We start from the raw sequence: 16,729 nt of genomic DNA, 5'->3' as shown, positions 1-16,729 counted from the left end.
GGATAACTGACTCTTGTTGCCAACGAAAAAACACCTCCAAGGTTGTCTCCATATCTTACGACATGGTTGCATTCTCTTGAAGGTGTTTTGATTTGTCTCACGTTAAGGGGTCAGTCCCACTCTCGCGAGGTTAATAGATGCTCTTCTTTTTAACGGCCAATCATTTCGATTTAACGTTCCTTTACTTCTACACTTATGGTTTGACTGGAAACCTCTCCGGCAGCATTGACTAACTCGGCCCGATACTCATATGTACCCGGCTTTTGATTTTGGATATTGGTCGCAGCACTTTGAGCCTGCGGGCTTTGGCTCGGCAGATCCTGCGTGTCGATCAGCTTTCCATTTTCATACAGATTGTATTGGGTAGCATTCGTGCCCCACCACATGTTCATTGTCAGGGTATAGTCGCCGTCACCATCCCAATTATTATGAGACAACGCCGGAATGCCAGGAGAAGCATCGGTCACTTCGACAGTTAACGGGTCGCTGACCGTTTTACCGGAAGCGTTGATCAGTTCGGCAGTATACGTGTAGGTTCCATTGCTCTTGCCTGTAACGGAAATGACTGCATGCTGTGCTCCAGGGGAAGCTGCTTGCAATGATTGGGTTTCGATCAGCTTATCATTTTCATACAACTTGAGTTCATCACCATTCGTGCCCCACCACAGATTCATGGTGATGTTGTAGTCTCCATCCTTCAGTCCGGTGTCCTGACCGTTATCATGAGACAGCACCGGTTTACCCGGCACCTCACCTGCAGCGGTTTTCTCGACTCTAACGGTTACAGGATTGGATACGACCGTTTTACCGTCCAAGGTGACGCTGGCTGTAATCTCGGCGCTCCCCTCTTTTAGGGCCCGAAGTTCTCCATACGTATCCAGTGCAACGGATTCATGACTGCTGCTATACTGAACAGAGGCATTACTTAAATCAGCTTGGCTGCCATCTGTCAGCGTACCCTTGAGATGTGTGGCTGCTGTATCCCCAACGTTAAATGTTGTTTGATCCAGTGAAAGCTCTACTCCCTGCAAAGTTGCGTCTGTCTGAGCTGAAAAGTCATCTAGCCCGCGCGGCTTTAACTGATAATTCCCTTTAAAAACCGCCGAAATTCCCTTCAGCTTCACTTGCTGTCCTTCTTGATACGGAAAAGATGTCCGTGTTAAGCCTGTACGTGCATCAATTCGCACATGATGGCTAACCTCACCCGCGACTGCATCAAATTCAAACGAACCTACAGGAGTTGCATCTATCACATTACGAATAATGGCAGTAGGAAGCTCAACCAGCTGTCCTTGGTTTGCATCGTTGAGTTCGGTGACCTGCACAGCTTGCGGAAGTTGTCCTTCTCCCGTTTTTTCAATAGCCACTGGATCGGTCAACTCCACTTCACTATTGTACAGTGCCAAACTTGCTGTAATCTTTACTCGATCACCTGGGTGAAATCCGCTTTGGTTTTGATATACATAAATGCCGCCACTTTCATCCTGCATGTAAAAGGCTTGACCGCCAAAAGCCCCTGGTTCTGTCGTCACAACACCCTCCAAGGTCACAACTTTGCCAGCCGAAAGAGTCCGTGCTTCTGCGACACTAATACGAGCTGGAATCGTGTTGCCATCCTCAGGCAAAGGCTGAGCCGGGACATCAGCCAACACGACGGATTGGGTCAGCAGGTTGCTGCCGTTTTGTCTCATCCTAAGATTAGCCGAACCACTGGTTCCCGGCTTGATCCGCACCGTCAGGTCTCTATAGGCATGCCCCTTGCTGTCGGATTCCAGACTAAATGTTCCGCTATAACCGTAAGAGGTCGGCCAGCTTCCATCCGGATTCTGAATCTGGGCTACTTGGTTGCCGCCCGCTACATAAATACCTGCGCTGAATCCGCTAATCGTGCTATTGGGAGCCAGTTGGTCGGCAACAATGCGAATTTGAAAAGGCTGTGCATTCGGCAGCTGCTCCTGACGAACGATGCTGTACACAGGCTGCGCGCTGGCTGTAGATCCGCCATAGGAGCCGGCCTTGAACGTCCGTTGATCCCACCATTTGTAGCCGGATGCAGGAGCGGACCAAGGCTCGGCTTGCGGTTCCGTGGAAGCCTGTGGATCTTCAAAAGGCAGCAATGCCGTCGGCTGATCAAGATGTAAGTTCTTTACATCCGACAGGCTGGTATACTCCTCCTTCTTGGACAACCAGTCTACCATATTGACCAGTAACACGGCGTCATCCTGCTCCTTAAAGCCGTCATACGTTGTCTTCTTGCTTCCTGTCTCTTCACGCAAATATTTTGGCGTTGCATCTTCAACAGGAGATGAATCCCCAATGAAGGCAGCTTTGCCTAGACCTACTTTTGCTACAGCAGCATAAGGTCCTTCCGCTATACCGCCACCGTTATAAACGCCCTGATCTACTGCATTCCCCCAAGCCTGATTGGTTTTAGGCAGATATACGATCCCCTTGGCTTTGGTCGGGTCAATAATTGCCAATGTAGATCCTGCGTGCATCGCTACATTACTCACTCCTGCTGTAATGCCAAACGCCTGCGCAGGCTCAACGATCTGATTAGCCGTGATATCGCCTAATGCATTGTAGCGAAAGCGTATACCAAACTGGCTGCCCAGCCAATCTGAGCTAACCACGCCCTGCATCGCTGTCGAGCTTTTTTCTTCCTCACTCATTCCCTTTGCAGGGTCTTCCCATGCGCCTCGACGGTACCCATTGATACTTTCCGACCCGTCCCAGCGATTCTTGTTGCGGTCGGCGTTATAATGATCTCCAATGAAAAAAATGCTATTGCCTGCTTTAACATACTGTTCCATTGCGGCCTGTTCGCTTTGTTTAAAAGGGATATTGGGCTCTGCTGTCACAAATACATCATAATTCTTTAAATCATTATAAGTAATAGGTGTAGATTGGCGAAGTTCATGAACATCGTAGCCATTGTTTGCAAGGGCTTGTCCGAAATCTGAGAATCCACCATCAATCACCCAATCTGCTGCGCCGGCTGTCTGTCCATGTGTATTATCGAACAATACTTTTTTACCAGCGTTTTCATTGACCACTTTGGCTGCAATGAAAGGGGCAGGGTCTGCCGGACCTTCTGCACGTGCCGGTTGTATGCCGCCTACAACACCAGCGTACAACGATAAAGTGAAAACCATAGCTGTTGCGTATTTGAAGCTGCGGGATGTAAAACGACGAAAGATTCCCATTCTATTCCTCCTGTTAATTGGTTTAAGGCCCCTCTCAGAGGGGCACTAAATATAAATGTTAGCATTCATTTATGTGCGGACATGCGTTATTTTGTAAATCTTTAGGAATAATGAAAGGGAAGGAAATTCCAATAAAAAAGATAGGCTGTATGCAGCAATGTGAGTATCGCAAATACAATTTTCCCGGCAGCCCGAGTTCTTTTTTCCCCGGTAATCAGCTTTGCGCCATTCACAATCAATACCCACACGGCAATGAGTGCTGAAAGGAGCGGCAGCGTGCAAATTCCCCAGATATACCAGGCGGAATAGCCATAGACCATCTGATTGTTAGCATAAACGACCTGTACTCCGAGAAAAATCGTATTTAGTAACGCAATGTATGCCAGGTTGGATGAAATGTGATTATTCGTTTTACGGATAGCTCTGAGCACATACCTTATCATCCATATCAGCAGGGTTGTGATGAAAGATAAAGAGGATGCGGCGTAGCTGACAAGCAGCGTCCAGGTACGATGCATAAATGTCGTCTGCTTCATGGTCTCACTATCCGGGGCAATCATCATCCATGTACTGTTTTCCTGATACAGCAATATTTTAAGCTGTCCCCCCTTCTCCACAAACAGTCCATCACCTGCTGCTTGAAAAACTTTGTCTGATGCTTCATTTTGATCCGGAAATTTCCCTTTAACAATTAACGTATGATCATCTTGAATTCGAACGGTGTATTTAACACTTCCCAGCATCCGAAGCCATTTTCCCCACCCATGAATAGGATTCAAATTCAGCTGATATACACCCTCGATTTCTGGTAAAAGCTTTATTTCCTTGACAGAACGAACCGGTGACTGAGAAGCGGCCTGTGGCTCGGCGGGCAGTATTTGGGCGATCGCATTGATGACTTTTCCATGAAGCAGGGTGTCCGTATCCGCTGAGTTGCTGATTACAAAAATACCGATCTTTTGGGAGGGAACTAGTACCATTTTGGAAATAAAACCATCAATTTTCCCGGTAGCCCACAGCATGTGCACTCCCGTCTCCAGTTGACCGCGGAAAAATCCGTAACCTATGCCATCAAGACGAGCATCAGCTGCAAATTGCTGTGCATGCATCGCTTTTACCGTTTGTGGCTGGAGCACCACTTTGCCCTTATACTTGCCTTGATTCAAATGAGTGATCAGATAATGGGAAAATTCGTTGGGTGTGACGTTCAACGCTCCTGCTCCCGGCAGATTGATATACGAAAAAGGCTGTTTTAGATACGCTTGACGCTTCCACTGATAGGATTGCGCTAGTGCCGGATTATTTAGTGGCAATTCCAATGTCGCACTCGGCATATTCATCGGCCGGAACAGATGTGTGCTAAGGTAATCATTCAGTCCCTGACCGCTTACTTGCTCCACAATGTTACCGATCAGACCAAAGGCAACATTACTGTATTCATACCGAATTCCAGGTTTGCGGATAGGAGGTTGCTTTTGAAAATACGTGCTGAGATACTGCTCTGTAGGTAAAACACCTGCCCGAGTCAAGCTGTTGATGTCGTATATCGCTTCATCTAATCCCGCAGTATGTGTCAGAAGCTGATGTAGATTAAAAGGATGATTTTGGTATTGCGAAGCTTTATAGCTGTGGAGATAGCGGTTTACGTCTTCATTCAAATCAAGTTTGTTTTGCTCGACCAGTTGCATTGCGGCGCTTGCGCTAAATGATTTGGTTAGAGAGCCGACACGAACAATAGTCTTCGCTGGGTCGAATGCCACTTTCCGCTCCAGGTCTGCATATCCATAACCTTTACTAAAAAGAATGTGGTCTTCCTGGGTCACAACAACCGCAGCGCCCGGAGTATGCAATTTTTCCAATTGTGTACTCATGATGTCGTCCACTGCTTTTTCCACTGAATTAGGTGTAATGCTATCTGCTGCCCATACCGAAGCAATGAGTAGATTCCAGAGATACAACGCTGCTAAAAATGCGGATAGGTAGTAAAAGCCTCTATTCTTCATATTCAAGTACTCTCCTTACGTATGAGTTTGATTTAATAATTTGAACCGTGCGGTGATTGCATAGCGAGCAGATCTTTATACTCCGCATGGAAGCCATCAGCATGGCGCTATGAAATCATCGCACTTCCCATCGTGGGAGTGCACATGATAAAGCGAATCCTGATCGAATCGCGTAAGTGGAAGGCTTCTTACTTGTTCGATCAGGATTCATGGGTTACAGATTAAATTGGTGTTAACATCCAATTATTCGCCAAGCGTAGATTTTCAAGAACTATGATGTGCTAAACCTTGTGCCATGCCTTTGTCCATGTTCCGGGTAATCTTTTGTATCGCGGCACGGATACCTTTTACATTTTCTTCGATAAATCCGGGTTCCAGCAGTTCATAATGATTCCCAATCAAGCTATGTTCTTCATAGCTTCCTTGTGTAGCGTCTTTCCATAAAAGTCGATTATCTCCTGTGCCCTTCACCGCTTCCGATCCTGCGGCGACAAAACCATGAATATTCGCCTGAACCTTTTCAGTGTTCACAAGCTGATTGCCATACACCGCATAAGCGATCATTTTACGCTGGTACGTTTCATTCAGCAGCTCGCGGTAAGATTCAGGAACCTGTTCCAGCATCGCATGAATTTCCTGCTCTGTTTCTTCGTCTGTGAAAGGCAGGGCTTCCGTTCTTTTGACTGAATCAAGCATAAAAATGTCGGATACAGCATGACCTTGACGCTCCAGTGTAGAGGCAACCTTATGCGCTAGATTCCCACCTATGGAATAACCAAGCAGTACATACGGACCTTGCGCTTGTGTGCTGACGATAAGATCAACATAACGTGCCAACATTGCCTGCTCATCCGCAGCATCATCTACGAACTCTAACCCGTACACGACTGCGTCTTGATCCAGTTGTTTCGCAAGCTCTGCAAACGACAGCCCGTATCCAAGCATCGGCGGAAAGCAGAAGATGGAGACCGGACCGTGTTCATTCAACCGAATGATTGGACTATCGGCCTTGTATTCCAGATCAGCTTTCAATAATGTGAGCGCCTGCTCTTCTATGGTCGGGAACTCCAGCACACTACGTATAGGAAGCTCAATGCCTGTGGCAAGGTGAACTTTGCGTATAAGCTCCAGTACTTTCAAGGAATGTCCACCCAACGTGAAAAAGTCATCGTGGATACCCACTTGTGGAATATCAAGTACTTCCTGCCAAATGGCTGCCAGTAACTGCTCCACGTCGGTTCGCGGTGCAACATATTCTATTCCCGTGCGCAGCGCTGTGTCCGGCGTAGGTAACGCTTTTCGGTCGATTTTGCCATTGGCCGTCAGCGGAAGACAGTCCATCTGTACGAATACGGATGGAATCATATAGCTCGGTAGACTGCCCAATAGTACAGCTCGAATCTCTCGGACAGTCAGCTGCTCATCAGCAGTGAAGTAAGCACATAATTGCTGCTGACCTATTCCATCCTGCAAAGCAATAACAACGCTGTCCCGCACGAGCGGCACACTTGCCAACCGTGCCTCCACTTCGCCCAGTTCAATTCGATAACCGCGAATTTTTACCTGATGGTCAATCCGGCCCAGATATTCAATGTTGCCGTCCGGCATCCATCTTGCCAAATCGCCTGTACGGTACATCCGCTCATAGCCTGCTTTGCCTCCAGCAAACGGATCTTTCACAAATTTCTCGGCCGTCAGCTCTGGACGGTTCAGATAGCCTCGGGCTACACCTACACCGCCGATGCACAGCTCACCCGCGACCCCGATCGGCTGCAATTGCTCTGTGCCTTCCTTCACGATGTACAGACGAATGTTCTGAATCGGTTTTCCGATCGGAATAACCGCATATTCCTCATCCGGCTCGCAATCGAAGTACGATACGTCCACCGTCGCTTCGGTTGGACCATACAGGTTGATCAGCTTCGCTCCGGCCAAGCTCGACACGAGCCGCTGGAACCGGGCCACATGCTGTGGCGGTAAGGCTTCACCACTGGCAAAAACATGGCGCAGCGTGCCTAGCTTCGCTTGCATCGCTTCTCGTGGTTGCTGCTCCACATACTCCAGGAACGCATGCAGCATGGCCGGTACAAAGTGCATCGTGCTCACGCCATCACGAGCAATCGTGTCCACAATCTCTTCCGGGTTCTTTTCCCCGCCGACCGACAGCAGAATCACCTTCGAGCCGACCATCGACCACCAGAACAGCTCCCACACCGACACGTCAAAGGTGAAGGCGGTCTTTTGCAGGATCGTATCTTCCGCACTTAAGCCGTAACGATCATGCATCCACAAAATCCGGTTCAGCACGGAATGGTGCTCCACCATTACGCCCTTCGGTTTTCCGGTGGAACCGGAGGTATAGATCACATAGGCGACATGGTGCGGTCCGGCCAGTGGCTCCAGATTCGAGCCATCTTCGTGATAGATGTCCTCGTGATCCAGCACAAGCACCTGGCCATCGAAGCTCAGCGATGCTTGCTCCGCTAAATGCGATTGCGTCAGCACCAGCTTCGCTCCCGAGTCCTCCAGCATAAAGCAGATGCGGTCGGCCGGAAATTCCGGATCAATTGGCACATAGGCTCCGCCGGCCTTGAGGATCGCATAGATGCCTACGATCATGTCTAGCGAGCGATATACCATAATACCTACCGACTGATCTGGTTTAACCCCCTTCGCGCGTAAAGTCCATGCAAGGCGGTTGGCTCGCTCGTTCAGTTCACGGTAAGTTAAAGATTGTTGGCCCCAAACGACGGCGATATGATCCGGCGTGCGTTCCACCTGCTCCTCAAACCGTTTTTGGATCGTCTGATTGTAGGGATATGCTAAGGCCGTGTCATTAAACTCTCCTATAATCTGTTGTTTTTCCGAGGCTGTAACCAATTCCAGCTCTTCGACGCAAACATTCGGGTTAAGCAAAATTTGCTCTAGCAGATGCACAAAATGTCCGTGCAGACGTTCAATATCTGCTTGATCAAAGCAGAGTGCGTTATACATAAAACGAATTTTTATGCCATCTCCCGGCATAACGACGATGCTCAAATCATAGTTAGTCTGCTCTGTAGCCGTCACGTTGGAAACCGATAATAACTCCTGCCCGTCACTACCCATTTCTTCAATCTGCTCATCCACCGGATAATTTTCAAACACCATAATATGGTTAATTAAATTCTGTTTCTGGTCGGTCAGTGCCTGAATTTCAAACAATGGATACGTATCATACGCATGAGAAGCCAGCGCTTGCTCCTGCATTTTCTTCATAACTTCCGCAAAAGTATCCCCTACCTCGCTACGGATGCGAACAGGAATGGTATTAATGAACAAGCCGATAATATCCTCGACCCCGATAATATCCGATGGACGACCTGAGACGACACTGCCAAATACAACATCACTATGGTTGTTGTACTTTTGCAGCAGAATCCCCCATGTGGTTTGCAATAATGTATTCATGGTCACCTGATACCGCTTGGCCGTCTCCTCCACCCGGAGAGCCAGCTCATGCTCCCAATCCGTCATCCAGTCACTGGCCATATAGCCTTCACTCTTGCGGCCGGATTTTACAGCGGGCAGTGCTGTTTGCTGCTCATACCCGGACAAATAGCTTCTCCAGTAGTCGGTAGCTGCGGTGCGATCCTGTGCTTCCAGCCATTCAATAAAGCGGCTGTAAGGCACTGCCGGCGCCAACTCCGGTACTCTGCGCTCCCGAAGTGCTGCATAGCTCTCAAACACTTCTTTGTTTACAAGGGACAGACACCAACCGTCCATCACAATATGATGGAAGCTCCACACAAAATGATAACGATCTTCCCCAGTGCGCAAAATCGCTACACGCAGTAGGACATCCCGACGCAGATCAAAGCCTCGTGCTTTATCTTGCAACTTGAAATTGGTCAGCTGCGTATCCCTTGTATCGCTATCCAGCTCTCGTAAATCTTCGTAATAGAAGCCACAATCCCGGTTTCGATACACTACCTGCAAAGGCTCCGTATCCCGTCCAAAATAAAAGTGTGTACGTAGCGCCTCATGTCGCCGAACTAGAGTATTCAGGCTTTCTGCAAAAGCCTGAATGTCCAGCTGACCTTGCATATCATAAGAAACCTGCTCAAAATACGCGTCATTGGCAGCTGCTTGACTATCGAGTTGGCTGTGAAACAGCATCCCTTTTTGCATTGGGGTCAGGGTATAGACATTGTCGATTTCACCCGTAGCACCCATCTCAGACAACAAGCTGTCCAACTCCTCAACACGCATTCCTTTATAGGAAATATCGCTTGGGGTTAGCTCTGGATGTTCTTTATGAATGCAATGCTTCAAAATTTCACGCAGGCTCGATTCCAATAAACTGGCCAATCGCTCGATCGTCTCTGGTCGATAGCTGGTACGACTATAGCTAATTGTCAGCCCCAGTTGGCCTCCTGAAATGATGCCGCCAAAATCCAGCGTATACGTCCGAGCCATAGTCAGGCTAAGTGGCATACCTCCACTATAAGGAGACGACTGCAGGTCATTTCCCTTCATATCCTGATCAAATTGTCCTAAATAGTTAAAGCTGATCTCAGGATCTACCTCACATAGGGCTGGAGATACTTCGGCTAAATATTTCAGTATCCCGTAACCTATTCCTTTTTGCGGAATACTGCGCAATCCTTCTTTCGCATGCTTGATTCGCTGCGAAAGAGCCGTTTCTTTTGGCATATCGAGTAAAACAGGATATTGGCTTGTAAACCACCCAATCGTCCGGGTAATGTCCACCTCTGGTAAAATGGCTTCACGACCATGTCCCTCTAGATTAATTAGGAAACGATCATGACCACTCCATGCTTGCAATGCCATTCCTACTGCCGTCAGCAACAGGTCATTAATTTCTGTACGGTAGGCACGATTGGCCTGCTTGAGCAATTGCTCTGTCTCTTCGTGTGTCCACAAAGCAGTAACCGACTCACTATCGCCAATCAATGGCTTGTCGTGCTCGTTATGTCCATAATCTTGCGGCAGAGGTGCCGGTTTCGCTTGTGCAATCCCCTCCCAATACGCCCGCTCACGTTCCATAGCTGGGCTGTTGGCATAGGCGTGCAGCTTCTCGGCCCATGTTTGAAACGAATCCGTCTTGTGCGGTAACTGAATCACCTGCTCGCCCTTGGCGGCTTGCTCATAAGCTGTCGCCAAATCCTCGAATAGGATGCGCCAGGATACCCCATCCACTGCCAAATGGTGAATCACGACCAACAGATGATCTCCATCCGGGCAACGGAATAGGCCGAGCCTCATCAATGGCCCTTCGCTCAAGGAAATACTGGATTGAATTTCATTGCATTTAGCCTCAATCATTTTCTCCAAATTCTCTTCAATTACTTCGCTATCCCTATAGTCAAAGCACTCCAAATGGTACGGTTCGCCTTCTCCTACACCTCGGTTCCATGCCGTATATCCGTTCTCCGACGAACGAAAATTCATTCGCAAGGCGTCATGGTGCGCTGTAATCTGATGGAGTGCCAGCCGAAGTGCCCGTTCGTTATAGCCTTCCTGCCGATAGAGCATGACAGATTGATTGAAATAGTGTGGTTCACCCGTCGGCTGTTCAAAGAACCAGCGCTGAATCGGTGTAAGCACAACATGTCCCGTAACCTCGCCCTGCTCGGCTACTCGTTTAACTGGCTGAATATATGTGCTCAATCCTGCAATCGTTGGATATTTGAACAAATCCTTCATTTCCAGCTTGTATCCAGCCTGAAACAAGCGGGACGATACTTGGATAGCCTTGATGGAGTCACCACCCAAATGGAAAAAGTTATCTTGTGTCCCTACCTTCTGTATACCCAGAATGGCTCCCCAAGCCGCAGCCAAGGCCTGTTGGACATCTGTCTCAGGTGCCACATAATCCATACCTGTATCGATATTAGGCTCAGGTGTAGGCAGTGCCCTACGGTCTACTTTGCCATTCAGTGTCAAAGGCAGTTTCGACAGCTGCACAAAGTAGGAAGGCACCATATAGCTCGGCAGATCCTGTGATAACACACTACGTAAGTCGCTAGCGCTCAATTCGCTGTCTGTTACAAAATATGCACACAGCTGTTTTTGCCCGCTATCGTCCTGCCGCACAGTAACAACAGATTCCTTCACACCTGCAATCGTGGACAAACGGGTTTCAACTTCACCCAGTTCGATGCGGTAGCCGCGAATTTTGACCTGCTCATCCATTCTTCCCTTGTACTCCAGTACGCCATCAGCACGCCAACGCACCAAATCCCCTGTACGATAGCAATATTCTTCAGGCCGGAATGGACTTTCAATAAACTTTTCTGCCGTAAGCTCAGGCCGGTTCAGATACCCGAGTGCCACGCCATCGCCACCGAGAAGGAGCTCGCCCCACGCCCCGATAGGCTGCAATTTTAACGAACGATTGACCACATAAACGGTGGAATGACCAATCGGACGTCCAATGGGAACACCTTGAGTTTGCGGTTCTGTAATTTCATAGGTGGTGGAAAAGGTCGTGTTCTCTGTCGGCCCATAAACATTACTCAACCGAAGCTGCGGGTACTCCTTCAGCACGCGGTTAACATGTGGTACGGACATCACATCCCCACCCACGAGCAATTCCTTTAGGGATGCAAACACTTCAATGTCTTGCTGTGAATGCTGATTGAATAAAGCCGTGGTCATGAACATGGTGTTAATACGATACTTGTTCATCACTTGTTTGAACTTGGCAGCATCCAAAATAGTGTCATGATTTACTACATATAATTGACCGCCGTTCAGCAGCGTTCCCCAGATTTCAAACGTGGAGGCATCGAATACAACTGCGCCCATTTGCAGCATACGCGTATTTTCGTCAAGCGTGGCGTAGCTATTGCCTTTCACCAACCGTGCGACATTACGGTGATTGACCATAACGCCTTTCGGCTTGCCTGTCGTACCAGAGGTGTATATGACATGCGAAAGATCTAAGGCAGACCCCCCATTTGTAATGGAAGCTGATTCATGAGTATGAGTGTATCCTTCAAATTCGCTGCTCCATAGTTGTGCATCGCTCAAATCGATAACCGGAATACCTGGTTCAAAAGAAATCTGCTCACGTCGCTGTGACAGTAACAGCTCGGCACCGGAATCCTCCAGTAAATAACGGATACGCTCTTCCGGATACTCGGGATCAATAGGAACGTAAGCCCCGCCTGCCTTCATAATAGCCAGCATGCCCACGACCATTTCAATGGAACGCTCAGCTACTATCCCTACTCGCTGTATCTGAGCCCCGGACCCACGCCGTATCCCATGGGAAGTAAGGACACATACCAGACGATCGGAACGCTCATTCAGCTCGCGATAAGTGAGCTGTGTGTCCGCAAAGGTGACCGCTAGTCGATCTGGCGATTGTGTAACCTGTTCCTCGAACAGCACATGCAGTAATTGATCCCGTGGATACGGAGAGTCTGCTGCTGTAGTGCTGAATTGCTCCACCAGCTGCTCTTTTTCTTGGGCCGAAACCATTTCTATAGCCGCAAGAGCGATCTCCGGCTGTTCTATAACCACATTGATTAGCTGCTGTAAATGTACAGCCAGTCGTTCGATGGTTTCGCGTTTGTACAGTCGGGTTCCATATTGAAAACCGCAGGCAATTTGTTCCCCATCCTCCTGCGCGAACAGACTTAGATCAAATTTGGCCGTTGTTTGTTCACTCGGATAGGGCGCTAATTGCAGCTCTGCCAGCTGCTGCTCTGTTTGCTCCAGGTTTTGTAAAGCAAACATGGTATCAAATAATGGATTGCGGCTTAAATCCCGATCCACGCCCAGCTTTTCTACCAGCTCTTCGAACGGATAATCCTGATGTTCAAAAGCCTTTAACGCGTTATCCTTGACCTCCAGTACATAATCGCGGAATGTTTTCCCGCCTTCCGGATAATTGCGGATCGCCAGTGTATTGACGAACATCCCAATCAGACTGCTAAGATCAGCATGTGGCCGCCCCGCAATCGGCGAGCCGACAATGATATCCTCCTGCCCGCTGTATTGGCTAAGCAAAGTCGTATAGGCAGCCAACAGCACCATATATAAGGTCGATTCGGTCTGCATCGCAATGCCTTTTAATCCTTCGCTTTGCCGTTGATCGAGCGTAAATTCCAGTACATCTCCTTCAAAGCTTCTCACCGCCGGACGTGGATAATCCGTCGGGATATCCAGCACTGGCAGCTCTCCTGCGAAGGTATTGAGCCAGTAATTTTCCTGTTCCTGATAGCGTTCACTTTGCTGCTGTTCCTGCTGCCATGCGGCATAGTCCTTATACTGAATGCGCAGCGACGGCAGCGTGTCCCCCGCATATAAGTGGATGAAGTCCTGAATCAATACATTTATAGAGGTGCCGTCCGAAATGATGTGATGCATATCCAGCAGCAAAATATGATGCTCTGGCCCAGTTTCAATCAGACCCGCCCGGAACAGCGGAGCATGCGCAAGATCAAACGGCTGAACAAAGCCATGCACCAGCTCATCCGTTTCCTTTTGGTCAGCTCCGTGGGCATGAATCAACTCCACGCGAAAAGGAACCTCGTCATGTACTCGCTGGACAGGTTCACCGTTCATGCTCTCAAAGCTTGTGCGCAATGTTTCATGGCGATTAATAAGCTGACGGAACGCGTTATCCAGTGCCTTGTAATCAAGTGAACCGGTCAATGTCAAGGCGCCTGGTATGTTATAGCTAGTTCCCGCTCCATCAAGCTGATTGAGAATATACATCCGTTTTTGAGCCGAGGATACCGCATAAAATGGCTTATTTCCCGAAACAGGAATGGATTCATAGGTGGTTTGCTCCAGTGCTTCAATAACCTGCGCAAGCTGTTCGATGGTTGGGTGCTGGAACAGGTCCTTTAGCTGCACATTTTTATGCAATTCCTTATGGATGAGCGAGATGACATTTGTCGCCCGTAAGGAATGACCTCCTGCTTCAAAAAAGTTATCCTTAATCCCAATGCGCTCAAGTTCCAGCACATCTTTCCAAATGCTGACCAGTTGTGCTTGTAACTGATTTTGAGGAGCTACATATTCTGCACCTGAGCTTATGCTTCCCTGCGGCTGAGGCAAAGCTCGGCGATCCACCTTGCCATTAGGCGTCAATGGCAGCTGCTCCAACTGCACAAAATACGACGGCACCATATAACCCGGCAGTTCCCGGCTCAAAGCGCTGCGGAGCTCACTTAACTGTGCATTCGCATGAGTTACTACATAAGCGCAGAGCTGCTTTTGCCCCTGCTCATCCTCATGTGCAGTCACAACAGCTTCTCGCACCACCTCCAGCTTCAACAGCTGCGCTTCCACCTCGCCCAGCTCGATCCGGTAACCCCGGATTTTCACTTGCGCATCGATCCGTCCCTTGTATTCCAGCGTCCCATCTGCATTCCAACGTACCAGGTCCCCGGTGCGATAGCAGCGTTCGCCGTTACGGAACGGGCTGTCGATGAACTTTTCAGCCGTTAAGTCCGGACGGTTGCGGTATCCACGTGCCACCCCATCACCGCCCACTAGCAACTCACCCCATACCCCGACGGGCTGAAGCTGCATCGAACGGTCCACGACATATGCTGTCGAATTATGGATCGGTCTGCCAATTGGCACAGATTCCGATTGCACACCGTTGATCGCATGCACTGTGGAAAAGGTCGTATTTTCAGTTGGGCCATAGATATTACTGATTCGCAGGGACGGATGAGCCTTCAGCACCCGATTCATATGTGGTACGGACATCACATCACCGCCGACCAGCAGCTCCCGTATCCCCTCGAACAACGCCAGATCCTGCTGAGACAGCTGGTTAAAGAGCGGTGTGGTGAGAAACATCGTGGTAATGCTGTGGCTGCGTACAGCTTCCTTAAGCTTGAGCACGTCCAAAATGACATCCTGACTCACTAGCACAAGCTGTCCACCATTTAGCAACGCCCCCCAAATTTCAAAGGTGGACGCGTCAAAGACAACAGACCCAGTCTGCAAAATGCGCGTGTCCGCATCCAAACGTGCATAGTTTGCATGTTTCACCAAACGAACGACATTGCGATGTTCCACCATTACCCCTTTGGGCTGGCCTGTTGTGCCTGAGGTGTACATAATATAGGCCAAGCGATCAGCTGCGGTCGCCTTCGGTTGTTCTTCAGCTGCATAAACCTGCTGTATTGGTTTAGCTTGTTCTGATTGCGTAGCTTCTGTTGGGATAGTTGTAGTAGAAGCAAGCTCGGGACTAGCAGAAATAGAATAGAGTGGGTTTAGACAGTCCACATATCCCATATTACCCGTATCTGTACTCATCCCGTTATCATACGACAAAACGGAATTGCAGCGATCAGCATCATCTGTTTCATAGATCGCATCATCACTCAGGTCAAGTACTACTCCCTTAAAATCTGTGGGCCGATGCTCCATTTTTTGTACAAGTAGTATCTTGGTCTCGGAATCCTCCAGCAAATAACGCACGCGCTCGTCCGGGTAATCAGAGTCAATCGGAACATACACCCCGCCTGCTTTAAGAATCGCGAGCATGCCTACAATCATCTCAATTGAGCGCTCAGCTACAATGCCGACTGTCTGTTCAGTACGGATTCCCTGCTTACGTAAAAAATGAGCCAGTCGGTTGGCCTTTTCATTTAATTCTTCATAGGTTAGGCTATTGGGTCCAGACACTACTGCCACCTGCTGTGGTACCTGCTTCGCCTGTATCTCGAACAATTCATGAATGGAAGCATCACGTGGATAATCTACAGCTGTATCGTTGAAAGTATGAACCAACTGCTCTACTTCTTGCTCTGGCAGCACTTGTGCTGTGCAAATCTCCAACTCTGGCTGATGTAGAACAACGGTATACAGCCGTAATAGCTGCTCAACAAAGCGTTCAATCGTCACCTGGTCGTAACGGTCGCTACTGTATTTCACGTTTAGAGAAACTGCAGCATTTTCCCATTGAAATTGAAAATCCAGCTCAGATTGCACGTGATGTAGAAAATCAGAAATGTGAATATTTTGCAAGGAGGCCGTGGTGTGGATAAGAGGCTTGTCGTCCTTGTTACGTAGGATTTCAAGCCCCTCGGTATAGTTCCAAAAAGGAATATTTTGGTGTTCAATAGCTTCGCTGACAGAGGTTTTGATCTGAGACAGCAAGGTTTTGAAGGTCGTTGAAGATTCCAGCGTATTTTTCAATAAAAGCAGATGGTTGATCGGCTTGGTAGCACCGTTGCCAGACTTGGCTACCGGAATGCCCAGCAGCACACTTTCTTCACCTGTGTATTTATGCAATAAGCTCTCAACTCCAGCCAGCAGAACCATAAACACGGCCCATGGAGCTCCACCTGTTATAGATGATATTCTTTGGGAAATTTCTGATGGAAATGTCAGCGTGTACGTATGACAATTAGAATCCGTTGCAGCTGTATCCCTGGACACATGGTTGGTATATGGCAAGCAGATGATACGATCCTCGGATTCCAGCTTATGACTCCAGTAATTTTTCTCTTTCTCAAATAAGGCTTTCAATGACATCCC

The 16,729-nt window shown here is 48.6% G+C and carries 3 protein-coding genes; all 3 read right to left on the bottom strand.

Annotation, left to right across the window (positions count from 1 at the left end; genetic code table 11):
* Positions 1-170: 170 nt before the first annotated feature.
* Entirely contained in the window at positions 171-3,206 is a 3,036-nt protein-coding gene (locus tag OIU26_RS25610; protein WP_264218400.1) for a chitinase N-terminal domain-containing protein, read from the bottom strand.
* A 101-nt stretch (positions 3,207-3,307) separates the two neighbouring features.
* Positions 3,308-5,209, bottom strand: coding sequence for a serine hydrolase domain-containing protein (locus OIU26_RS25605; protein WP_264218399.1), 1,902 nt, complete (start codon positions 5,207-5,209; stop codon positions 3,308-3,310).
* 264 nt (positions 5,210-5,473) lie between these two features.
* Positions 5,474-16,720 (bottom strand): non-ribosomal peptide synthetase, encoded by an 11,247-nt coding sequence (locus OIU26_RS25600; protein ID WP_264218398.1) that lies wholly within the window; start codon positions 16,718-16,720, stop codon positions 5,474-5,476.
* Between the last annotated feature and the right edge of the window lie 9 nt (positions 16,721-16,729).

Source organism: Paenibacillus sp. BT-177 (genome assembly GCF_025846815.2).
Taxonomy (GTDB): Bacteria; Bacillota; Bacilli; order Paenibacillales; family Paenibacillaceae; genus Paenibacillus; species Paenibacillus polymyxa_C.
Note: the sequence above shows the minus strand (reverse complement) of the source record. Positions and strands in the feature narration are given on the sequence as shown.

Excerpts from the sequence above, each read along its gene's own strand:
- OIU26_RS25605 (WP_264218399.1), bottom strand. The coding sequence starts at position 5,209 with ATGAAGAATAGAGGCTTTTACTACCTATCCGCATTTTTAGCAGCGTTG.
- OIU26_RS25610 (WP_264218400.1), bottom strand. The coding sequence starts at position 3,206 with ATGGGAATCTTTCGTCGTTTTACATCCCGCAGCTTCAAATACGCAACA.